The sequence below is a fragment of the Streptomyces sp. NPDC052064 genome (assembly GCF_055585925.1).
The window spans coordinates 150024-170615 of the sequence record NZ_JBVJJE010000010.1 but is presented as its reverse complement, the minus strand read 5'-3'; the positions used below and the strand labels follow the sequence as shown (position 1 = coordinate 170615).

Annotated in this window: 20 protein-coding genes and 1 pseudogene; 9 read left to right on the top strand and 12 right to left on the bottom strand. The window is 70.8% G+C overall.

The annotated features are described in order from the left end of the window. Positions 1-29: 29 nt before the first annotated feature. The 5 genes from ACZ6TU_RS26820 to ACZ6TU_RS26800 all read right to left on the bottom strand — a co-directional run bounded on the left by ACZ6TU_RS26820 (position 30) and on the right by ACZ6TU_RS26800 (position 5876). Positions 30-1355 (bottom strand): DUF6777 domain-containing protein, encoded by a 1326-nt coding sequence (locus ACZ6TU_RS26820; protein ID WP_469551621.1) that lies wholly within the window; start codon positions 1353-1355, stop codon positions 30-32. 120 nt (positions 1356-1475) lie between these two features. After that, positions 1476-2426 carry a cytochrome c oxidase assembly protein gene (locus tag ACZ6TU_RS26815; protein WP_467676165.1) on the bottom strand — a complete coding sequence of 317 codons (951 nt, stop codon included), beginning with the start codon at positions 2424-2426 and terminating at the stop codon, positions 1476-1478. Positions 2427-2580: 154 nt separating this feature from the next. Beyond that, complete coding sequence (locus ACZ6TU_RS26810; RefSeq protein ID WP_467676163.1) at positions 2581-3606, bottom strand: 6-phosphofructokinase; 1026 nt, start codon at positions 3604-3606, stop codon at positions 2581-2583. 279 nt (positions 3607-3885) lie between these two features. Next, a complete protein-coding gene (locus ACZ6TU_RS26805; RefSeq protein WP_467676161.1) occupies positions 3886-4614 on the bottom strand; it encodes a type 1 glutamine amidotransferase in 729 nt (242 codons plus the stop codon). 23 nt (positions 4615-4637) lie between these two features. Next, a complete protein-coding gene (locus tag ACZ6TU_RS26800) occupies positions 4638-5876 on the bottom strand; it encodes a MurT ligase domain-containing protein (RefSeq protein WP_467676159.1) in 1239 nt (412 codons plus the stop codon). Between the two features lie 159 nt (positions 5877-6035). Between ACZ6TU_RS26800 and def the strand changes: the two genes are divergently transcribed. Further along, the gene (def, locus tag ACZ6TU_RS26795; RefSeq protein ID WP_467676157.1) at positions 6036-6575 is read left to right on the top strand and encodes a peptide deformylase; all 540 of its coding nucleotides are present in this window, start codon (positions 6036-6038) and stop codon (positions 6573-6575) included. Positions 6576-6604: 29 nt separating this feature from the next. Here def and ACZ6TU_RS26790 read toward each other — a convergent pair whose 3' ends face one another. After that, positions 6605-7249, bottom strand: a complete 645-nt coding sequence (locus tag ACZ6TU_RS26790; protein WP_467676155.1) for a TetR/AcrR family transcriptional regulator — start codon at positions 7247-7249, stop codon at positions 6605-6607. A gap of 172 nt (positions 7250-7421) precedes the next feature. On the opposite strand from ACZ6TU_RS26790, the gene ACZ6TU_RS26785 reads away from it, so the two are divergent. Both ACZ6TU_RS26785 and ACZ6TU_RS26780 read left to right on the top strand, forming a co-directional pair. Beyond that, entirely contained in the window at positions 7422-8648 is a 1227-nt protein-coding gene (locus tag ACZ6TU_RS26785; protein WP_467676153.1) for an acyl-CoA dehydrogenase family protein, read from the top strand. 186 nt (positions 8649-8834) lie between these two features. After that, positions 8835-9437 (top strand): DUF4352 domain-containing protein, encoded by a 603-nt coding sequence (locus tag ACZ6TU_RS26780; RefSeq protein WP_469551614.1) that lies wholly within the window; start codon positions 8835-8837, stop codon positions 9435-9437. 145 nt (positions 9438-9582) lie between these two features. Here the strand turns inward: ACZ6TU_RS26780 and ACZ6TU_RS26775 are convergent. Next, positions 9583-9684 (bottom strand): annotated as a pseudogene (locus tag ACZ6TU_RS26775) (type III polyketide synthase); the annotation flags it as partial. 99 nt (positions 9685-9783) lie between these two features. On the opposite strand from ACZ6TU_RS26775, the gene ACZ6TU_RS26770 reads away from it, so the two are divergent. Beyond that, positions 9784-10482 carry a thiaminase II/PqqC family protein gene (locus tag ACZ6TU_RS26770; protein WP_467676150.1) on the top strand — a complete coding sequence of 233 codons (699 nt, stop codon included), beginning with the start codon at positions 9784-9786 and terminating at the stop codon, positions 10480-10482. 104 nt (positions 10483-10586) lie between these two features. After that, positions 10587-11570 carry a hypothetical protein gene (locus tag ACZ6TU_RS26765; protein WP_467676148.1) on the top strand — a complete coding sequence of 328 codons (984 nt, stop codon included), beginning with the start codon at positions 10587-10589 and terminating at the stop codon, positions 11568-11570. 148 nt (positions 11571-11718) lie between these two features. On the opposite strand, the gene ACZ6TU_RS26760 is transcribed toward ACZ6TU_RS26765, so the two are convergent. The 5 genes from ACZ6TU_RS26760 to ACZ6TU_RS26740 all read right to left on the bottom strand — a co-directional run bounded on the left by ACZ6TU_RS26760 (position 11719) and on the right by ACZ6TU_RS26740 (position 16392). After that, positions 11719-11955, bottom strand: a complete 237-nt coding sequence (locus tag ACZ6TU_RS26760) for a DUF6213 family protein (protein WP_467676146.1) — start codon at positions 11953-11955, stop codon at positions 11719-11721. 25 nt (positions 11956-11980) lie between these two features. Beyond that, complete coding sequence (locus tag ACZ6TU_RS26755; protein WP_469551610.1) at positions 11981-13366, bottom strand: NADP-dependent succinic semialdehyde dehydrogenase; 1386 nt, start codon at positions 13364-13366, stop codon at positions 11981-11983. A gap of 67 nt (positions 13367-13433) precedes the next feature. Then, positions 13434-13892: an NUDIX hydrolase gene (locus ACZ6TU_RS26750; protein WP_469551605.1), complete on the bottom strand. Its 459-nt coding sequence runs from the start codon at positions 13890-13892 to the stop codon at positions 13434-13436. Further along, a complete protein-coding gene (locus ACZ6TU_RS26745; protein WP_467676140.1) occupies positions 13889-15427 on the bottom strand; it encodes an ATP-dependent DNA ligase in 1539 nt (512 codons plus the stop codon). Before ACZ6TU_RS26745 ends, ACZ6TU_RS26750 begins: the two co-directional genes overlap by 4 nt. A 29-nt stretch (positions 15428-15456) precedes the next feature. After that, positions 15457-16392, bottom strand: coding sequence for an NAD(P)/FAD-dependent oxidoreductase (locus ACZ6TU_RS26740; RefSeq protein ID WP_469551602.1), 936 nt, complete (start codon positions 16390-16392; stop codon positions 15457-15459). A 77-nt stretch (positions 16393-16469) separates the two neighbouring features. Here ACZ6TU_RS26740 and ACZ6TU_RS26735 point away from each other — a divergent pair, with 77 nt between their 5' ends. The 4 genes from ACZ6TU_RS26735 to ACZ6TU_RS26720 all read left to right on the top strand — a co-directional run bounded on the left by ACZ6TU_RS26735 (position 16470) and on the right by ACZ6TU_RS26720 (position 20419). Then, the gene (locus tag ACZ6TU_RS26735) at positions 16470-17042 is read left to right on the top strand and encodes a helix-turn-helix domain-containing protein (protein WP_467676136.1); all 573 of its coding nucleotides are present in this window, start codon (positions 16470-16472) and stop codon (positions 17040-17042) included. 130 nt (positions 17043-17172) lie between these two features. Further along, positions 17173-18138, top strand: a complete 966-nt coding sequence (locus ACZ6TU_RS26730) for an NADPH:quinone oxidoreductase family protein (RefSeq protein WP_467676134.1) — start codon at positions 17173-17175, stop codon at positions 18136-18138. A gap of 20 nt (positions 18139-18158) precedes the next feature. After that, positions 18159-19340, top strand: coding sequence for an acyl-CoA dehydrogenase family protein (locus ACZ6TU_RS26725; RefSeq protein WP_467676680.1), 1182 nt, complete (start codon positions 18159-18161; stop codon positions 19338-19340). After that, on the top strand, positions 19337-20419 hold the full coding sequence (locus ACZ6TU_RS26720) for an acyl-CoA dehydrogenase family protein (RefSeq protein WP_467676132.1): 1083 nt from the start codon (positions 19337-19339) through the stop codon (positions 20417-20419). Before ACZ6TU_RS26725 ends, ACZ6TU_RS26720 begins: the two co-directional genes overlap by 4 nt. Positions 20420-20592: the final 173 nt, after the last annotated feature.

The following is a 20592-nucleotide window of genomic DNA, read 5'->3' as shown; positions in this document are numbered from 1 at the left end:
GTGACTCCCGGGTTCGCGGCGGTGCGGTGCTAGACGGTGGCGCTCGGGGTGGGTGTGGTGGGTGGGGTGGTCGCCGGAGTGGTGGACACGGGGGTGGTTGTCGCAGGGGTGGACACGGGGGTGGTCGTCGCGGGGGCGCTGGACGCGGGCGGGCTGCTCACGGGCGGCGCCGCGCTGCTCGTGACCGGTTCGCCGGTGGAGGGCGAGCTGGTGGCCCGGGGAGGGGGGTTGGTGACCTGCGGCGGTGAGCTGGTCGCCGTTGGCGGTGCACTGCTCCTGGGCGCGGCGCTCGACGAAGGCGGCACGGAGCTGGGCGGCGCCGTCGACGGGGGCTGACGGGAAGGCGTGGGCCCGGTACTCGCCGGAGGACTTGAGCCGGCAGGGGGAGTGGAGGACGCCGAGGGCGATGGTGCCGGCGTACGCCCCTCCGTCTCCGACTCCGCCGCCAGGCTCAGCGTCACATACGCCCCGAAGCGCAGCTCGGCCCCCGCGCCCGGGTCGGACGCGATGACCCGCGCACGGTCCGGAGGCGCCTCCTCACCCCTGAACGCGACCGCCAGCCCCGCATCGGCCAGCCGCCGGCTCGCCTCCCCGAACGTCGCCCCGGCGAGACGCGGCACGGTCCGCCGCTCCGTCGCGTCGAAGTCGGCGTCGGCCTCCCCCGTCGTGCCGACGGGCCGCTCGATGCCGCGTCCGGAGTCCTGGACGTCGACGAGGGTGATGCGCTCCAGTTTCCGGGGAGCGGGCCGTACGACCACCACCTCGGCACGGTCGTATCCCCGCCACTTCTCGTTGCCGCCGCCGAACGTGACGGATATCCGGCTCGTGTCGCCCTCGAAGGGCCGCAGCGGATTTCCGCACGAACATTTGACCGACGGAAGTCCCCGCTCATCGACGAGAATCGCGATTCCCGCCTGGAGCAGGGCACGGAAGGGAACGGCCTTTCCCTTTTTGTAGTCGTGGTTCAGTGCGAGGGTGTCGTGACGCAGGAGAACCGGTGTGAGCCGGTCGAGATATCCCGGAATCCCGTCCGTACGCAGACCGAGGGCGGCCGCCCACGCCCGTGCCTTGCCCGCGTTCCGCGGCGCGGTGAGGAACCGCTTCAGCCGCTCGACATCACAGATCCCCGGCTGCTTCGTCCCTCCGTACAGCCCTGGCGTGTCCCCCTGCTGGAGGCCGCCCGGAACGGCCCGCGACCGGACCTGGGCGTCCCGGCCGAGCCCGCTGTCCTCGGCGAAGAAAGGCGCCGACGACGGAACTCCCGCGGCGACCGCCTTCACCTCGAACACGGACGCGCCCGAATCGCACCCCCCGAGAGCCATCAGAAAAGCGACCAGGACAGCGATCCTCCGCATCACCGCTCCCCCCTGCGGTTCCCCGACGCGTTTCATGCTACTGAAGGAAAAAGCTATTCAGCCGCGTTGTGGAGAAAGAGCAGAGCGAGGACGAACGGGCGCCTTGAGGCGTGGGAAAAGTCAGTTCCCTCGTGCGTGCAGCGAGCTCAAATAGGCGTTGTACGCCTCGAGTTCCTTGTCACCGTCGCGGTCGGCGGCCCGGTCCGTGCGCCTGGCCTGCCGCTGGTCCGAGGCGTACCACTGGAACAGCAGCGCGACCAGCACCAGCACGGACGGGATCTCACTGAATGCCCAGGCGATGCCGCCCGCCGCATTCTGGTCGGAGAGCGCCTCGATGCCGAGCGAGGCAGGCGGGTTCTTGAACGTCTCGACCATCGGCTCGGACGCCATCATCAGGGCGATCCCGAAGAACGCGTGGAACGGCATGCCCGCGAACAGCTCCAGCATCCGCATCAGATAGCCCGGCCGGTGCGGACCCGGGTCCACGCCCATGATCGGCCAGAAGAACACCAGGCCTACGGCGAGGAAGTGCACCATCATCGCGATGTGCCCTGGCTTGGAGCCCATCAGGAAGTCGAACAGCGGGGTGAAGTACAGCCCGTACAGGCTCGCGATGAACAGCGGGATCGTGAACGCCGGGTGGGTGATGATCCGCATGTAGTGGCTGTGCAGGAACATCAGCAGCAGCTCGCGGAGCCCCTTGCGGCCCCGCCCCGCTGTCGGCAGCGCGCGCAGCGCCAGCGTGATCGGCGCCCCGAGCAGGATCAGGATCGGCGACACCATGCTGATCACCATGTGCTGCACCATGTGCACGCTGAACATGACCATGCCGTAGTCGTTCAGCTGGGTGCACATCATGAGCACGATGCTCAGCACGCCGATGACGAAGGCGACCGTCCGACCCACCGGCCACTTGTCCCCGCGCCGCACCAGCCGCACGACACCCCACCCGTACAGCGCCAGACCGGCCAGGCAGGCGATGAGGAAGAACGGGTCGGCCGACCACTCCAGCCCTCGTCCCAGCGTGAACGGCGGCAGATCCATGGTCATGCCGTGCCCGCTGTGATCCATACCGCCGGCTCCTGTTTCGTGGGGGTGTGCGCTGTCTGTCCGCCCCAAGACTAGAACCGCCCCCGGCCACACAAGTGACCGGGGGCGGACTCAAGGGCGCGGGGAACTGCGCGACAGGCCACACACGACCCGCGCCCGGCGGATCAGCACAGCCTCAGAGCACACACTCCGCCTCGTCGTACCGGTCCTCCGGCACGGTCTTCAGAGTCTCCACGGCCTCGGCCAGCGACACCATCACGATGTCGGTCCCGCGCAGCGCGGTCATCTGCCCGAACTCCCCGCGGTGCACCGCCTCCACCGCATGCCACCCGAACCGCGTCGCGAGCACCCGGTCGTAGGCAGTGGGAGTCCCACCCCGCTGCACATGCCCGAGAATCACCGGCCGGGCTTCCTTCCCCAGCCGTCCCTCGAGCTCCACCGACAGCTGACGGGCGATCCCGGCGAACCGCTCGTGCCCGTAGATGTCCTTGCCGCCCTCGTCGAACTCCATGGTCCCGGCCCGGGGCTTGGCCCCCTCCGCCGCGACCACGATCGCGAAGCGCTTGCCTGCCTCGAACCGCTCGCCGACCCGCTTGGTCAGCTCCTCTATGTCGAAGGGGCGCTCGGGCACGACGATGGCGTGCGCGCCGGCCGCCATGCCGGAGTGCAGCGCGATCCAGCCGGTGTGCCGGCCCATGACCTCGACCACCAGCACCCGCTGGTGGGACTCGGCCGTGGTCTTCAGCCGGTCCAGGGCCTCGGTCGCCACCCCAACGGCCGTGTCGAAGCCGAACGTGACGTCCGTGACGGCGATGTCGTTGTCGATGGTCTTCGGCACACCCACGACGGGCAGACCGCTGTCCGACATCAGCCGCGCGGCCTTGAGCGTGCCCTCGCCGCCGATGGGGATGATCGCGTCGAGGCCGAGCTCCTGGACATGGCCCTTGGCCCGCTCCACACCGTCCCGCAGATGGGAGGGCTGGACCCGGGAGGACCCCAGAATCGTGCCGCCGCGGGCGAGGATGCCACCCACCGCGTCGAGGTCGAGCTTGAGGTAGTCGCACTCCAGAAGGCCCTTCCAGCCGTCCCGGAAGCCGATGACCTCGTCGCCGTGGTCGACGACGGCGCGGTGCACGACGGACCGGATGACGGCGTTCAGGCCGGGGCAGTCGCCGCCGGACGTGAGGACACCAATGCGCATAGCCCGAAAACCTTCTCGACGTGGGCCGGGACCGGACCACGTTGTCCGGCTCGAATCCCCGCCACCCTAGCGGCATCGAGGGGCCGGACCGAAGCACGCGTCCGCCTGCTGGACGACCCCGCTCACCTGTGCGGATGTGCCGTCAGACGGGCTGTTGACCAGCAGGTTGACGCATCCTGAACGCATGCTGCCGCGCAGCACTCACGCAGGCTGCTGCGCAGCTGTGTCTACGCAGGCTGCTGCGCAACTGTGTCTACGCAGGCTGCTGCGCAACTGTGTCTACGCAGGCTGCTGCGCAGCCGCGATGCGCTCGTTGCGAAGTGCCTCGTACCAGCGGTCGTCGGTCGGCGGCAGCGCGTTGACGTCGAGGGCCAGCTTCAGCAGCAGGTCCGCGATCAGCGGGTTGCGCGCGAGCACCGGGCCGTGCATGTACGTGCCGAAGACGGTGTCGTTGTACGCGCCCTCCGTGCCGTCGCCCGTGCCGTTGCCGTTGCCGAAGCGCACCTGGGCGAGCGGGCGGGCGGTGGGGCCGAGGTGGGTGACGCCCTGATGGTTCTCGAAGCCGGTCAGCGGGGGCAGGCCGAGGCGCTGGTCGACGTCGCCCAGCACGTCACCGACGCACCGCGCGCCCTCGCCGCGCACCGACACCACGTCCAGCAGTCCGAGGCCGGGCTCGCGCTGGCCGAGGTCGTTGATGAACTCGTGGCCGAGGATCTGGTAGCCGGCGCACACGGAGAACACGATCGCGCCGTTCTCCACGGCACGGGTCAGTCCGCCGTCCCGGCGCAGCCGCTCGGCGGCGAGCCGCTGCGGTCGGTCCTCGCCGCCGCCGATCAGGTAGATGTCGCCCGAGGTCGGGATCGGCTGGTCACTGCGCACGTCGAGCCGGGCCACGTCCAGGCCGCGCTGCTGGGCCCGGCGCTGCACGACGAGGACGTTGCCCTGGTCGCCGTAGGTGCTGAGCAGGTCGGGATAGATCCAGACGACCCGCAGTTGGTTGTCGCTCACAAAAGTCCCCTGACGTCTCGTGCTCAGTTGCCGACGCGGCGGCGCAGGTCCTGGAACGCCGTGTAGTTGGCGATGACCTCGATCCGGCCGGGCGGGCACGCCTGCACGGCCTGGTCGAGGTTCTCGTAGACCTGGAAGTGCTGGTCGGCGACCTCCAGGCGCACCGCCAGGTCCAGTCGCCGGTCGCCGATGACGCAGATCGGGTGGCCGGTCAGACGCGTGTAGTCGACGTCCCACAGCCAGGAGGTGTCGGTGCCGTCGGCGCCGCGCGCGTTCACGGAGAGGATGACCGGCGTGGGCGGCGGGTCGATCAGGGAGAACGTCTCCAACCAGCCGGCCGGGTTCTTCGCGAGGAGGAGTCTGAGGTCCCGGCCCTGGAACTGGACGATGTCGTAGCGCCCGGCGACCGCCTGTACCTGGTACATGCGCTCCAGCGCGACCTGCGGCGGCACGCCGAACACGGCGGCGACGGCGGCCGAGGAGGCGGCGTTGGCCTTGTTGGCGCGACCGGGCAGCTGGAGGTGGATGGGCCAGGCGGAGCCGTGCGGGTCCAGCACGTGGTCGCCGGAGAGTGCCCAGCTCGGCGTCGGACGGCGGAAGCCGCACTCACCGCAGTACCAGTCGTCGCCCGGGCGCTGCATCACGCCACCGCACGACGGGCAGGACCAGGCGTCGTCCTTCCACATCTGCCCGGCGGCGACCCAGATCACATTGGGGGAGGAGGACGCCGCCCACACCACCAGCGGGTCGTCGCAGTTGGCCACGACCACGGCCTTGGAACCGGCGAGTCCCTCCCGCCAGTTCTCGGCGAGCATGCGGGTCTCGGCGGCGCGGTCGAGCTGGTCGCGCGAGAGGTTGAGCAGGGCGATGCACTTCGGGGCGGTGTCCCGGGCGACGCCGGCGAGGTACTTCTCGTCGACCTCGATGACGCCGTAGCGGGCGTCCGAGCTGCCGGCGAGGGCCGAGGTGATGCCGGCCGGCATGTTGGCGCCGAGTGCGTTGGACACGACCGGTCCCGCCGCGCGCAGGGCCTCGGCGATGAGCCGGGTGGTCGTGGTCTTGCCGTTCGTCGCCGAGACCAGGATCACGTCCAGGTTCTGCGCGAGCCGGGCCAGGAGGTCGGGGTCGAGCTTGAGTGCCACCCGGCCGCCGATCACCGAACCGCTGCCGCGCCCCGCGGCGCGGGATGCCGCCGCGACCGCCTTGCCCGCGGTCACGGCCAGCTTGGCCCGCGGCGAGAGCGGGTCCGAGTTGCCTGCCATCAGTTCTCGATCCTCCTTGCGTACGCGCCGCGCCTTGAAGCCTGACGGCCACGTGGTGTGGACCTCAGCCTATCGAGATCCATTAGCACTCCCGAACCGCGGCACTGTGGTGAACTCGTGCGGGAGGCGCGGAATGACAGGGACCTTACTCTTGCCGCCATGCGAAACAGCCCCATCCCCGGTGCCCACGGCCACGTGAGACCCCTCACCCTGCACGGCGACCCGCTCCTGCACACACCCTGCGCGGAGGTCACCGACTTCGGCCCCGAACTGTCCCGCCTCGTCGAGGACTTGTTCGCAACCATGTACGCCGCCCAGGGCGTCGGCCTCGCCGCCAACCAGATCGGCGAGCCGCTGCGGGTCTTCGTCTACGACTGCCCCGACGACGAGGACGTCCGGCACCTCGGCCACGTGGTCAACCCGCGCCTGGTCGAAGCGGACGGAGTGGTGATCCGGGGCCCGGAGGGCTGCCTGTCCCTGCCGGGCCTGGAAGCGGCCACGGAACGCTACGACCACGCGGTCGTCGAGGGCTTCACGATGACCGGCGACCCGATCACGGTGCACGGCTCGGGCTTCTTCGCCCGCTGCCTCCAGCACGAGTACGACCATGTGGAGGGCCGCATCTACGCGGACCAACTCAAGGGCTGGCGCCACCGCAGGCTGATGCGGCAAGTGGCGCGGGCCTCTTGGGGTACGTGACTGTTCCTACGGCAGGGGCGACCCGGACGTCAGAACCCCGGCCCACCCATCCGATCCCCGGCAGCCGCGAGACGACCCCACAGCAGATCAGCCAGACTCCGCACCAACTCACTGCGAGAACAGGGCCGCTCGCCCAGCCACCAGTCCCCGGCGGCATGCATCATGCCGACGATCCCATGCCCCCACACCCGCGCCAGCTGCTGCCCTCCCGGCCCGAGGTCCAGCCGCTCCTCGATGACCTGCGCGAGTTCCTCCCCCATCCGCCGCAGCAACGGCGCACTGTGCTTGCCGACATCGAACCCCTGGTCACCCGGCTGGCTCCCCTCCGCCGGATGCATCAGGAACCGGTAGACCTGAGGCCGCGCCTCGATCGCCGCCAGGTACGTGTCCAGCGTCGCCTCGACCCGCTCCCGCCTCTCCGCCGGCGCGTCCAGCGCCGCCCGCAGCGAGTCCAGCAGAGCGTCCGTGTGCCGCTTGGCAAGGGCCGCGTAAAGTCCGCCCTTGTCACCGAAGTGCCGGTACAGAATCGGCTTGGTGATGCCCGCTTCCGCGGCGATCGCGTTCATCGAGGCCTGCGGACCGTCGCGCAGCACCACTCGGTCGGCGGCTTCCAGCAGCTCACGCCGTCGGCGGTCGGCGGACCGTTGCTGGTCGGTCCGCTGCGTGGTGTCCATGTGCTCTCCCCACCCGTGCTGATTCGATGACGCCTGCGCAAACTAACACTCAAACATGCCCCGGACATCGAACGGGTGCCGACCGGTCGGTAGGAGTTGACTTCGACTACCCGCCGGTAACAGACTGGTGTTACCGCAAGTAACATGCACGTGTGCCGCTGGAGGGGACGACATGGCCGAGTTCACCATGGAGCTCAACGACGAACAGAAGGAGGTCCGGGACTGGTTGCACGGCTTCGCGGCCGATGTGATCCGCCCCGCGGCCGCCGAATGGGACGAGCGTGAGGAGACTCCCTGGCCGGTCATCCAGGAGGCCGCCAAGGTCGGCATCTACTCCCTGGACTTCTACGCCCAGCAGTACTTCGACCCCACCGGCCTCGGCATCCCCATGGCGATGGAGGAGCTGTTCTGGGGCGACGCGGGCATCGCCCTGTCCATCGTCGGCACCGGTCTCGCCGCTGTCGGCGTCCTCGCCAACGGCACCGAGGAGCAGGTCGGCACCTGGATCCCCCAGATGTACGGCGACGCGGGCGATGTCAAGGTCGCCGCCTTCTGCTCCTCCGAGCCCGACGCCGGCTCCGACGTGGCCTCCATGCGCACCCGGGCCGTGTACGACGAGGCCAAGGACGAGTGGGTGATCAACGGCACCAAGACCTGGGCGACCAATGGCGGCATCGCCAACGTCCATGTCGTGGTCGCGGTGGTCGACGCGGAGCTCGGCTCCAAGGGTCACGCCTCCTTCATCATCCCGCCGGGCACCGAGGGTCTGTCCCAGGGCCAGAAGTTCAAGAAGCACGGCATCCGCGCCTCGCACACCGCCGAGGTCATCCTCGACAACGTGCGCGTTCCCGGCTCCTGCCTGCTCGGCGGCAAGGAGAAGCTGGACGAGCGGCTCGCCCGGGCGCGGGAGAAGGCCAAGCAGGGCGGGGAGCGCGTGAAGAACGCGGCGATGGCCACGTTCGAGGCGTCGCGCCCGGCGGTCGGCGCCATGGCGGTCGGTACGGCCCGGGCCGCGTACGAGGTCGCCCTCGACTACGCCAAGACCCGGGAGCAGTTCGGGCGGCCGATCATCGACAACCAGGGCGTGGCGTTCCAGCTCGCGGACATGCGCACGTCCATCGACGCGGCCCGGCTCCTGGTCTGGCGCGCCTCCTGGATGGCGGTCAACGGCAAGCAGTTCACGGCGGCCGAGGGCTCGATGTCCAAGCTGTTCGCGAGCGAGACGGCCAAGAAGGTCACGGCCCAGGCGGTCCAGATCCTGGGCGGCAACGGCTATACGCGGGAGTACCCGGTGGAGCGGATGCACCGGGACGCGGCGATCTACACGATCTTCGAAGGCACCAGCGAGATCCAGCGCCTGGTGATCGCGCGGACGCTGTCGGGCATGCCGATCCGGTAATTGGCGTTCTTCTCTCGCGCACAGGGCCCCCTCCTGGTCATTGGAGGGGGCCCTTCGCGCTTCCGGGCGGACGCGGGAATGCCCTCCGAGGTTGCCTGCGACCCCGAAAAATTTTTGGTTAACCGTGCAACCATGCGGTTTCTTCGCGAGTCCTTCACTTACGTGTCACAGAACCCTGGGGGGATCATGAGCAACCACAGCCGCATCAGACTCACCGCCGCAGCGGCGGCCGTCATCGGTGCGCTCACCATCACCGCGTGCAGCTCCGGCGAGACGGTCGTGGACAAGCCCAAGACCAAGGCCTCCGCCAAGGCCGACAGCGGGCAGAAGGCCGCGAAGAAGCACGCCGCGAAGGCGAGCGCCGCGCCGGAGGCCGCCAAGGCCGGCGACACTCTCGCCCTGAAGGGCATGGAGGCCGGCAGCAAGCTGGACGTCACCGTCGTCAAGGTCGTCGACCACGCCAAGTCCAGCGACGACTTCACCGCTCCCGAGTCGGGCAACCGGTGGATCGCCGTGCAGTTCCGGCTCGTCAACACCGGGACCAAGCCCTACTCGGACAGTCCGCAGAACGGCGCCCAGGTCGCCGACGACCAGGGTCAGCAGTTCCAGTCCACCTTCGCCGACGTCACCGCCGGACCGTCCATGTCCTCCGACGTCAGCCTGAAGCCCGGCGCGAAGGCGCTCGGCTGGGTCGTCTTCGAGGTGCCGAAGGCGTCGAAGATGGCAACGGTCCAGTTCGCGATGGACTCCGGCTTCGCCGAAGAGACGGGGGAGTGGAAGCTGACCTGACCCGCGGCGGAGCCCGGCCCGGCCGTGATGGCGGGGCCGGGCTCACCGGTGTCGCAGAGGGGGCAGCTGTTCGATGCAGGTCGAGCGCCGGCCGGTCCCGGCACGGGTCAGCGTTTCGGTGATCGTCTCTTCGCTCGTCTCGCGTCGTCTCGTCCCCGCGGTGCCGGCGGCCCACGGCCATCTCGGCGGTGATGCCGGGACCGAACCCGGCGAGCAGCCCGCGTGCCCGGTGCCGGGTGCCACCGTCCCACGGTCACCCGGTGGGGTGCCGATCTCGCGCGGGACTACTCCGTATCGGGGGACGCCGTGCCAGGCTCGTCCCGACACCCCCACGACGGAGGACGCGATGACGCACCCGGCCCGGGACCTGCTGAGGACGACCACCGCGAACCTCGCTCCGGACCCACGGTCCAACCTCTTGGTCCCCCGGATCGCAGACGGCACGGCACCCCGCTCCACCCTCGCCGCGCTGGCCCTGGAACAGACCTGGGTGATTCCCGCGGACCGCCGAGCCTTCGAGTATCTGGCGGAGCGCTCCCTCATGGCGGACCCGGAGGCCGCTGCCTTCTTCAGGACACTCGGGGAGGGCGAGGCGCTGGCGGAGGAGCGGTTGCCGTCGTTCGCACGGGCGTGCGGCGTGAACGAGGCACGGACGGCAGCGTACGAGCCGCTCCCGGGATGCCAGGCGTACCCCGCGTACGTGGCCTGGCTGGCACTCAACGCCTCACCGGCAGACGTCGTCCTCGCCGTGACGGCCAACTTCTCGGCCTGGGGCGGCTATTGCGCGACGATCGCCGAGGCGCTGCGCACCCATTACGGCTTCGCGGACGAGGCGTGCGCGTTCTTCGACTTCTTCGCCCAGCCGTCCCCGGAGCTGGAGAGCCAGGCGACGGCGGCAGTGCAGGCCGGCCTGGACGCGGGGCGACTCGACGAGACGAGCGCGCATCGCTACGGGCGTCTGCTGCAGACGTACGAGGCCATGTTCTGGAGCGCGTTGTCTGCGACGCCCTGGATTATGTGCTCCCGTCGTGCTCCCGTCGGCTGATTCTCCCTCCCTCTGAGTGATGACATGGATGCGCCCGGCGGTTGACGCCCGTGGGGGCAGTGGCGAATGAGACTTGAACTCCGTTGTCTGGATCGGGAGTTCGGGTGGATCGATGGGATCGGGTCGGGCGGGTCGCGGCGTATGGCGCAGCGCTGGCGCTGACGCCCTACTTGCTGATCAAGGTGTCGTGGGTGGTCGGTTCGCTCTTGGGGCTGCTGCCCGTAGGGGCCGGGTTCGGCAAGGCGGAGTGGGTGGTGCTGAACAGTGCGACGATCGGTATGGCGGGGATCGGGATCGCGGTGGCCCTCGCGCTGGTGCGGCCGTGGGGGATGCGTATACCGGGAGCGCCGTTGGCTTTCTGCGCTTGGGTTGGGACGGGATTTCTCGTCCCGGTGTTGCCGTACGCCGTTCTCAGTTCGCTGCTGGGCTCGGAGGAGGGCACCCCGAAGAGCGGGAGTGACGCCGGCCCGTCGATGCCGGTCTGGGAGGCCGCGCTGGTTCAGATCGGCTTTGCAGGCATGGGGCTGGGTCTGGCCATCGCACTGCCCACGTACTTGCGGCGGCGCTGGCCGGACGCGTTCGCGGGCCGGCTCGGGGACCGTGGGGAGGGCTCGCCAAGGGCCTTGCCATGGATGGCCGTGGTCGGCGCCGCGGTCGGTCTCGTCTGGCTGTACTGGGCGGTCGGCGGCACCGCAGGTGTCGCCCACCGCGGCGAGCGGGACCTTGCTTGGCATCTGCTGTCCGGCGTCTTCGGATTCTGGGCCCTCGCGGCTTCCGCCGCCACCTGGGCTGCCGTCCGAGGCCGGCCCGCACGAGCCCCTCGGTGGGGCCCGATGGTGCTCGGCTGGCTCGGCTCGGGCTCATTGTTCGCCTGGAGCGGCTGGAAGCTTCCGTTCACCCTGTACCTGGCAGTCGCGCAACCGGCCGATGCGGCCCTGCCGGAAAACCTCGTGCTCGCGGCAGTCCTGCACCTTGCGGCGGTGGGGGCAGGCGCCGCGATGCTGCGAGCGCTTGTTCGTACGCGGCTGGTGTCATCGAACTCGTACACCTCGCGACAGCACGGTATGCGGCGGCCGACGATCTCCTGAAACAGCGTCCGGACCTGGCGCCGTCACTCGCGATGATGCAGGCAATGCCCGGGGAGTCCGAAGCCCGATCCGTCGGTCCCTGATCGCTGGTCTGTACGGCTCATCAGCAACTCGTGCCACTCGGAATCATCCACCCAGGGGCGCACCGCTACGGCTCACCCCCGCTGCTGTGCGCGATACAGGCCACATCAATACGGTCGGCCAACTTCGCCAGCTCGATCGTCAACGCGGCGACCGTGTCCTCATCGAGCCCCGACTCCCCGGCCTCGACAAGCCGCACCCACCGCCCCCCCACCGTCCGCAACAGCTTGCTGACATCGGCCGCAGCCACCTGCAAGGTCCCGCGGTCGTCGACGATCAGAGGCAGAGTCACTTCGCGGTTCACAGACGGGATCGTAGCCCCGCAACACTCACGCACCGTGCCAAACGGTCGTGATGTTGCAGAACTCCCGGATTCCGTGCCCGGACAGCTCACGCCCGTACCCGGACCGCTTCACTCCGCCGAACGGGAACGCCGGATGGGAGGCCGTCATGCCGTTGACGTACACACCGCCCGCCTCCAGGTCCCGGACGAACCGGTCCACCTCGTCCTCGTCCCGCGTCCACACGTTCGAACTCAGCCCGAACGGCGAGTCGTTCGCGATCAGTACGGCCTCGTCGACGTCGGCCGCCCGGTACAGCGTGGCGACCGGTCCGAACGCCTCCTCCCGGTGGATCCGCATCTCACGTGTGATGCCGGCGAGGATGGTCGGCGCGTAGTACCAGCCGGACCCGTCCGGGCGTTCGCCACCGCACAGCACCTCGGCACCGCCGCGCACCGCGTCGTCGACCAGTTCCTCCAGGTCGCGCAGTCCCTGCTCGCTGGAGAGCGGCCCGACCTCGGTCTCGTCGGACATGGGGTCGCCTACCTTCAGCGCCCTCATGCCCTCGGCGAAGCGCTCGGCGAAGGCGTCGTAGACGTCCGTGTGCACGATGAACCGCTTCGCGGCGATGCAGGACTGCCCCGTGTTCTGCACGCGCGCGGTCACCGCGACCTGCGCGGCCCGGTCGATGTCGGCGGAGGGCATGACGACGAAGGGGTCGCTGCCGCCCAGCTCCAGCACCGTCTTCTTGACCATCTCCCCGGAGGTGGATGCGACCGCGCGGCCCGCGGGCTCGCTGCCGGTGAGCGTGGCCGCCTTGACGCGCTCGTCGCGAAGGATCTCGTCGACCGCGGCGGAGCCGATCAGCAGGGTCTGGAAGCAGCCTTCGGTGAAGCCTGCCCGGTGGAAGAGGTCCTCCAGGTAGAGGGCGGTCTGCGGGACGTTCGAGGCGTGCTTGAGCAGGCCCACGTTCCCGGCCATCAGCGCGGGCGCGGCGAAGCGGATCACCTGCCACAGCGGGAAGTTCCACGGCATCACCGCCAGCACCGGGCCCAGCGGCCGGTAGCGCACCCGCACGCGCGCGGCGCCGGAGTCCTTGACGTCGGCGTCGGCGGGCTCCTCGTCGGCGAGCAGTTCCTCGGCATGGTCGGCGTACCAGCGCATCGCCTTGGCACACTTCGCAGCCTCGGCCCGGGCCTGCTGGATCGGCTTGCCCATCTCGGTGGTCATCACGCGGGCGATGTCCTGCTGGTCCTCGTCGAGGAGGTCGGCGGCCTTGTGCAACAGGCGGGCGCGCTCGTCGAACGTCGTCGTCCGGTACGTGCGGAACGTGGCCTCCGCGAGCTGGAGCCGGCGCTCGATCTCCTCCTCGCCCATGGCCTCGTACGTCTTGAGCGTCTCGCCGTTCGCCGGGTTCACCGTTGCGATGGGCATGGCTGACCTCCCTCGGTAGTTCGACCTTCCCGCGTGGCGGAGGGGTCCGCAACGCGGGAGCGTCTCCTCAGGGCGAGTGCTCCACCAGGCGGTCGAGAAACGCCGCCTGCGCTTTGACGATCACCGCACGGGCCCGGTCGATGCCGAACCACGCCACCCGGTCCAGCTCGGGGAACTCCTGGAGCTGCCCCGACCTCGGCGGCCACTCCATTTGGAACGTGCCGGGCGCGATCGTCGCCGGGTCGAGGTCCGCCTCGATCGCCCAGGCTGTGACGATCTTGCCGTTGGTCTGCCGGACCTCGCCGAGGTCGAGGGCCTCACCGTCGGGCGGGGGCAGCCCCAGCTCCTCCTCGAACTCGCGGCGTGCCGCCTCCCAGGCGGGCTCCTCCGGCTCGTACTCGCCCTTGATCACGGTCCACGCCCCGGCGTGGCGCCGGGCGAAGAACGGGCCGCCCATGTGGCCGAGCAGCACTTCGAGGCCGTCGTCGGTGGTGTGGAAGAGCAGCAGGCCGGCACTGCGCTTCACGGGCTCACCTCCGGATGCGCGGCCAGCAGCGTCTCCACCGTGTCGGCGTCCTCGGGGCGCTTGTCCTCCCGGTAGCGGACCACGCGGGCGAAGCGCAGGGTGACGCCGGCCGGGTAGCGGGTGGAGCGCTGGAGGCCGTCGTAGGCGATCTCGACGACGAGTTCCGGGCGTACGGTCACGACGTAGCCGTTGTCGTCGACGGCGAGCCGCTGGAGCCGTTCGGTCTGCCAGGTCAGCATCGCGTCGGTCATGCCCTTGAAGGTCTTGCCGAGCATGGCGAGGCCGCCGTCGGCGGTGCGGGCGCCCAGGTGGAGGTTGGAGAGCTTTCCGGTGCGGCGGCCGTGGCCCCACTCGGCGGCCAGGACGACCAGGTCGAGGGTGTGGACCGGCTTGACCTTCAACCAGGACGCGCCGCGCCGGCCAGCGCTGTAGGGGGCGTCCAGCGCCTTGGCGACGACGCCCTCGTGGCCGCGCTTCAGGGTCTCGGCGAGAAAGTCCTCCGCCGTGCGCAGGTCGTCCGGGCCGGACACGCTCGTGCGGCGCACCCGCATCGGCTCGGGGACCAGACGGGCCAGCTCGGCGTGCCGCTCGGCGAACGGCAGGTCGAGCAGGTCGTGGCCGTCGACGGACAGCGCGTCGAAGAAGACGGGGGAGACCGGGACCGCGCGTGCCGCCGTCGCCACGTCCGTGCGCGAACCGACGCGACCGGCGGTCTCCTGGAACGAGCGGGGGCGGCCGCCCTCGTCGAAGGAGATCACCTCGCCGTCGAGGATGAACCGCTCACCTCGCAACTCCAGCGCGGCGGCCGTCACTTCGGGCAGGCGGTCGGTGATGTCGTCGAGGGTGCGGGTGTAGAGCCGTACCGTGTCGCCGTCCCGGTGCACCTGGACGCGGATGCCGTCCAGCTTTTCCTCCACCGCGCAGGCGCCGAGCTTGTCCACCGCCTCGGCGACCGAGGAGGCACTGTGCGCCAGCATCGGCCAGACCGGGCGGCCGACGGTGAGGCGGAAGCGGTCCAGGGCGGCGGGGCCGTCCGCGAGCAGCGCCTCGGCGACCGTCTGGAGGGAGCCGGCGAGCATCACGGCCCGCCGTACGTCCGCCGGGGCCGCCCCGGTCGCCTGGGCCAGTCCCTCGACCGCGACGGCGTCCAGCGCGCCCTGCCGCACCTCGCCGGTGAGCAGCCCGATCAGGAACCGCTGCTCGTCCTCCGTGGCCGCGCCCATCAACTCCCCGACCAGCCGGGCCCGTTCCGTCTGGGAGCCGGGGCCGGACACCTTGGCCAGCTCCGACAGGCGGGCGTCCACGTCCCGCACGGTCAGGCCCGGGTCGGCGGCGGGGGCGACCGGGCGGCTCAGCACCTTCCAGCCGACGCCGATCCGGCCCTGCGGCAGGCGGCCCGCCAGGTACGGGATGACGATCGGCACGTCCTCCGCCTCCGCGTCCCGGAAGAGCTCCGAGAGCAGGGCCGTCTTCCGGGACCGCGCCGAGGTGGCGGCGACCTCCTGGGACACTCGGGCCAGCCGGTGCAACAGCATGCAGCCATGGTGCACCGGAGGCGATGCCTCTACACCTGGGCGGCCACGTCGAGGTCGGTCATCAGCAGATCCCCGACGATCGCGGACGCCGCCCGGTATCCGCCGCTCGCCGCGTGCACGACCTGCTCGGCGAAGCCGATCGCGTTGCCCGCGGCCCACACGCCGGGGACGGTCGTCAGCCCGGTCGGGTCGACCACCGGGTACGCGCCGAAGGGCGTCTCGTGCAGCTCGGCGCCGAGCCGCTCCAGCAGGCCGGTCTGCGGGACCGGGCGCGGTCCGACGAACAGTACGGAGCGGGCGTGCGTCGCACCGTCGGCGAGCCGGACTCCGGTGAGCCGGTCGTCCTCGACCACCAGGCCCGCGACCTCGCCGGGCACCACGTCCACCCTCGCCGCGGCGAGCCGGCGCAGGTCCTGGTCGGACAGCTCCTCCTCGGCGACCGTGTGCAGGAAGAACCGCACGTCCTTCGACCACTGGGACACGATCAGCGCCTGGTGCACGCTCGCCGGGCTCGACGCCAGCACCCCGAACGGCTGGTCGCGCACCTCCCAGCCGTGGCAGAACGGGCAGTGCAGCACGTCCCGGCCGAACCGCTCGGCGACCCCGGGGACCGTCGGCAACTCGTCCTTCAGCCCGGTCGCGATCACCAGCCGCCGGGCCCGCAGGGTCCGCCCGCCGGCCAGCACCACGGCGAAGTCCTCGCCCTTCTCCACCTCTACCTCCACCACCCGGTCCCGTACGAGCTCCACGCCGTAGCGCGCGATCTCCTCCCGGCCGACGGCGAGGAACTCGGCGGGCGGTATCCCGTCCCGCGACAGATAGCCCTGCATGTGCGCGGCGGGCGCGTTGCGCGGCTCGCCCGCGTCGACGACCAGCGTGTGGTGCCGGGCCCGGCCCAGCACCAGCGCCGCGGACAGGCCCGCGGGACCACCGCCGACGACTACGACTGCGTACTTCTCGGTCATGGTGACCACCTCCACCGCCGAGAGTCGCCCGGTGCCACGGGATTGACAAACATGTTTGCCGAATCTGCAATACGACCATGACCACGGACGAGGTACTCGCGGGCGTCGGCCCCCGGCTGCGGCAGATGCGGAAGGAGCGGGAGGTGACCCTGGCTGCGCTCTCCGAGACCACCGGCATCTCCGTCAGCACCCTGTCGCGGCTGGAGTCCGGCCTGCGCAAACCCAGCCTGGAGCTGCTGCTGCCGATCGCCCGGGCGCACCAGGTGGCCCTGGACGAGCTGGTCGGGGCCCCTCCGGCCGGTGACCCGCGGGTACGGTCGAAGCCGATCGAGATGTTCGGCCGCACCCACTGGCCGCTCACCCGTCAGCCCGGCGGCCTCCAGGCCTACAAGGTGCTGGAGCCCCAGCGCAGGCAGGAGCCGGACCCGCGCACGCACGAGGGATACGAGTGGCTGTACGTGCTGTCCGGCAAGCTGCGCCTGGTGCTGGGCGAGCACGACGTGGTGCTCACGGCGGGGGAGGCCGCGGAGTTCGACACCCGCGTGCCGCACTGGTTCGGGTCTACGGGGGAGGGGCCCGTGGAGTTCCTCAGCCTGTTCGGGCCGCAGGGGGAGCGGATGCACGTGCGGGCGCGGCCGAGGCGGCCGTGACGCGTCCGACTGTCCCGAATCTCGGACGGCCGTGACGCATCCGACGGTTCCCAGATCGTCAAGCGACCGCTTAGTATGCGAATCGACCCCGGTCGGACGACGCAGTCGACGCAGCCCGTGGAGGACCCGCATGCAGGCATGGCACGTGCACGAGAACGGCGAGCCGAGCGAGGTGATGCGCCTGGCGGACGTGGCGCCGCCGGTGCCCGGTGACGGCCAGGTCCTGCTGAAGGTGCGGGCAGCCAACATCAACTTCCCGGACGCCCTGCTGTGCCGGGGCCAGTACCAGGTCAGGCCGCCGCTGCCGTTCACCCCGGGCGTGGAGATCTGCGGCGAGACCGAGGACGGCCGCCGGGTGATCGCCAACCCGGCCTTGCCGTACGGCGGCTTCGCCGAGTACGCCGTCGCGGACTCCGCCGCCATCCTGCCCGCGCCGGACGCCCTGGACGACGCGGAGGCCGCGGCCCTGCACATCGGCTACCAGACGGGCTGGTTCGGTCTGCACCGCCGGGCCGGTCTGGAGGCCGGCGAGACCCTGCTCGTCCACGCTGCCGCAGGAGGGGTCGGCAGCGCGGCCGTGCAGCTCGGGAAGGCCGCCGGCGCCACCGTCATCGGTGTCGTCGGCGGCTCCGGGAAGGCGGCCGTCGCCCGCGAGCTGGGCTGCGACGTCGTGATCGACCGGCGCTCCGAGGATGTCGTCGCCGCCGTCAAGGAGGCCACCGGCGGCCGGGGCGCCGACGTGATCTACGACCCGGTCGGCGGCGAGGCCTACGCCCAGTCCGCCAAGGTCGTCGCCTTCGAGGGGCGCATCGTGGTCGTCGGCTTCGCCAGCGGCACGATCCCCAGCCCGGGGCTGAACCACGCCCTGGTGAAGAACTACTCGATCCTCGGCCTGCACTGGGGCCTGTACAACACCAAGAACCCGAAGCTGGTCCAGCACTGCCACGAGCAGCTCACCGAGCTGGCCGCCCGTGGCGCGATCAAGCCGCTGGTGAGCGAACGCGTGCCGCTCGGCGGGGCGGCCGCCGCCGTGCAGAAGGTCGCGGACGGCCTGACCACCGGCCGGATCGCCGTCGTCGTGGAGGAGGCAGCATGACCAGCGGAGAGCAGCGCGGTGTGACCAGCGCCGAGGAACTGCGCACCCGTACACGGGAATTGCTGGCCGCGCATCCGCCGGCCTCGACCGACCGCCTGGACTTCCTCCGGGCCCGCTTCGACGCCGGACTGGCCTGGGTGCACTACCCGGAGGGCCTCGGCGGCCTCGGCGCTCCCCGTTCCCTCCAGGCCGTGGTGGACGCCGAGTTGGAGGCGGCCGGGGCGCCCGACAACGACCCGCGACGCATCGGCATCGGTCTCGGGATGGCCGCGCCGACGATCCTCAAGTACGGCACCGAGGAGCAGAAGCAGCGGTTCCTCAGGCCTCTTTGGGTGGGCGAGGAGGTCTGGTGCCAGCTGTTCAGCGAGCCGGGTGCCGGGTCCGACCTGGCCGCGCTGCGCACACGGGCGGTGCGGGAGGGCGACGGCTGGGTGGTCAACGGGCAGAAGGTCTGGACGTCCAGCGCCCATGTGGCCCGCTGGGCGATCCTCATCGCCCGCACCGACCCGGACGTGCCCAAGCACCGGGGCATCACGTACTTCGTCTGCGACATGACCGACCCTGGTGTCGAGGTGCGCCCGCTGCGGCAGATCACCGGCGAGGCCGAGTTCAACGAGGTGTTCCTCACCGACGTCCGCATCCCGGACTCGCGCCGCCTCGGCGAGGCCGGAGACGGCTGGCGGGTCGCGCAGACCACCCTGAACAACGAGCGCGTCGCCATCGGCGGCATGCGGCTGCCGCGCGAAGGCGGCATGATCGGCCCGGTCTCCAAGACCTGGCGCGAGCGCCCGGAGTTGCGCACCCACGACCTGCATCAGCGCCTGCTGAAGCTCTGGGTCGAGGCCGAGGTCGCCCGGCTCACCGGTGAGCGGCTGCGCCAGCAGCTCGTGGCCGGCCAGCCCGGCCCCGAGGGCGCCGGCATGAAGCTCGCCTTCGCCCGTCTCAACCAGGAGATCAGCGGCCTGGAGGTGGAACTCCTCGGTGAGGAGGGCCTGTTGTACGACGACTGGACCATGCGCCGCCCGGAGCTGGTCGACTTCACCGGCCGCGAGGCCGGCTACCGCTACCTGCGCTCCAAGGGCAACAGCATCGAGGGCGGGACCAGCGAGGTCCTGCTGAACATCGTCGCCGAGCGCGTCCTCGGCCTGCCCGCCGAACCGCGCACCGACAAGGACGTCGCCTGGAAGGACCTGGCCCGATGAGCACACAGCCCGACCTGTTGTACTCGGAGGAGGAAGAGGCGCTGCGCGCCGCCGTCCGCGACCTGCTCGCCGACCACTGCGACGCCACCGGCGTCATCGCCCGCGTCGAGTCGGACGCCCCGCACAACCTGGCGCTGTGGAAGGCACTCACCGACGGCATGGGCCTCGCGGGCCTGCTGGTGCCGGAGGAGCTGGACGGCCAGGGAGCCACGCACCGGGAAGCCGCCGTGGTGCTGGAGGAACTGGGACGTGCGGTCGCGCCCGTCCCGTATCTCACGAGCGCGGTCGTCGCCACCGAGGCGCTGCTCGCCTGCGGGACCGACGATCTGCTCACCGAGCTCGCCTCCGGGACGTCGATCGGAGCCCTCGCGGTCGCCCTCCACGTCGCACCGGGCGCCGCCTACAAGGTCGTCCAGCACGAGAACGGCCTGCTGCACGGCGAACTGACCGGCATCGCGGACGCGGCCGTCGCCGACGTGCTGCTCGTGCCCGCCGACGACGGCGGCCTGTACGCGGTCGACGCCACCGCCGCGACCGTCACACCCCAGGTCTCCCTGGACCTGACCCGGCCGCTGGCGACCGTCATCCTCGACGGGGTGCCGGGCCGTCTGCTGGGCGACGCCGAACCCGCCGTACGCCGCGCCCTGCGTGCCGGAGCCGGGCTGCTCGCCTCCGAACAGCTCGGCCTGGCCGACTGGACGCTGACGGAGACCGTCCGCTACCTCAAGGACCGCAAACAGTTCAACCGGCCCGTCGGCGGCTTCCAGGCGCTCAAGCACCGGCTGGCCCAGCTGTGGCTGGAGGTCGCGGGCCTCCGCGCGTCCGCCCGCAACGCCGCCGGCGCCCTGTCGGCCGGCCAGGACGCCGACGTGGCGGTCACTGTGGCCCAGGCCTACGCGGCGCCCGTGGCCGTCCACGCCGCCGAGGAGGCACTGCAACTGCACGGCGGCATCGGCATGACGTGGGAGCACCCGGTGCATCTGTACCTGAAGCGCGCGAAGGCCGACTCGATCGCCTACGGCACGGCCGGCGCCCACCGTGAGGCACTGGCCGGACTGGTCGACCTCCAGGCCCCCTGACAGACATCCGCTGACGCCTCGTCGACGCCGGAGAAAAGCCCGTCCCGCCAGGGGCGGGCTTTTTCGTGTGCCCTGTCCCGGTGAAGTGAACGCACGACGGCACTCCGGCCAACTACCCGCAAGACCCTGCGCCTTGGCCCTGTCGGCACCCCATACTCGCAGGGATCCCGTAC

Coding starts and splice junctions, on each gene's coding strand:
- ACZ6TU_RS26815 (WP_467676165.1), bottom strand. CDS start 2,426: ATGGATCACAGCGGGCACGGCATGACCATGGATCTGCCGCCGTTCACG.
- def (WP_467676157.1), top strand. CDS start 6,036: ATGCGAAACAGCCCCATCCCCGGTGCCCACGGCCACGTGAGACCCCTC.
- ACZ6TU_RS26780 (WP_469551614.1), top strand. CDS start 8,835: ATGAGCAACCACAGCCGCATCAGACTCACCGCCGCAGCGGCGGCCGTC.
- ACZ6TU_RS26770 (WP_467676150.1), top strand. CDS start 9,784: ATGACGCACCCGGCCCGGGACCTGCTGAGGACGACCACCGCGAACCTC.
- ACZ6TU_RS26730 (WP_467676134.1), top strand. CDS start 17,173: ATGCAGGCATGGCACGTGCACGAGAACGGCGAGCCGAGCGAGGTGATG.
- ACZ6TU_RS26810 (WP_467676163.1), bottom strand. CDS start 3,606: ATGCGCATTGGTGTCCTCACGTCCGGCGGCGACTGCCCCGGCCTGAAC.
- ACZ6TU_RS26785 (WP_467676153.1), top strand. CDS start 7,422: ATGGCCGAGTTCACCATGGAGCTCAACGACGAACAGAAGGAGGTCCGG.
- ACZ6TU_RS26740 (WP_469551602.1), bottom strand. CDS start 16,392: ATGACCGAGAAGTACGCAGTCGTAGTCGTCGGCGGTGGTCCCGCGGGC.
- ACZ6TU_RS26790 (WP_467676155.1), bottom strand. CDS start 7,249: ATGGACACCACGCAGCGGACCGACCAGCAACGGTCCGCCGACCGCCGA.
- ACZ6TU_RS26820 (WP_469551621.1), bottom strand. CDS start 1,355: ATGCGGAGGATCGCTGTCCTGGTCGCTTTTCTGATGGCTCTCGGGGGG.
- ACZ6TU_RS26735 (WP_467676136.1), top strand. CDS start 16,470: ATGACCACGGACGAGGTACTCGCGGGCGTCGGCCCCCGGCTGCGGCAG.
- ACZ6TU_RS26720 (WP_467676132.1), top strand. CDS start 19,337: ATGAGCACACAGCCCGACCTGTTGTACTCGGAGGAGGAAGAGGCGCTG.
- ACZ6TU_RS26800 (WP_467676159.1), bottom strand. CDS start 5,876: ATGGCAGGCAACTCGGACCCGCTCTCGCCGCGGGCCAAGCTGGCCGTG.
- ACZ6TU_RS26755 (WP_469551610.1), bottom strand. CDS start 13,366: ATGCCCATCGCAACGGTGAACCCGGCGAACGGCGAGACGCTCAAGACG.
- ACZ6TU_RS26745 (WP_467676140.1), bottom strand. CDS start 15,427: ATGCTGTTGCACCGGCTGGCCCGAGTGTCCCAGGAGGTCGCCGCCACC.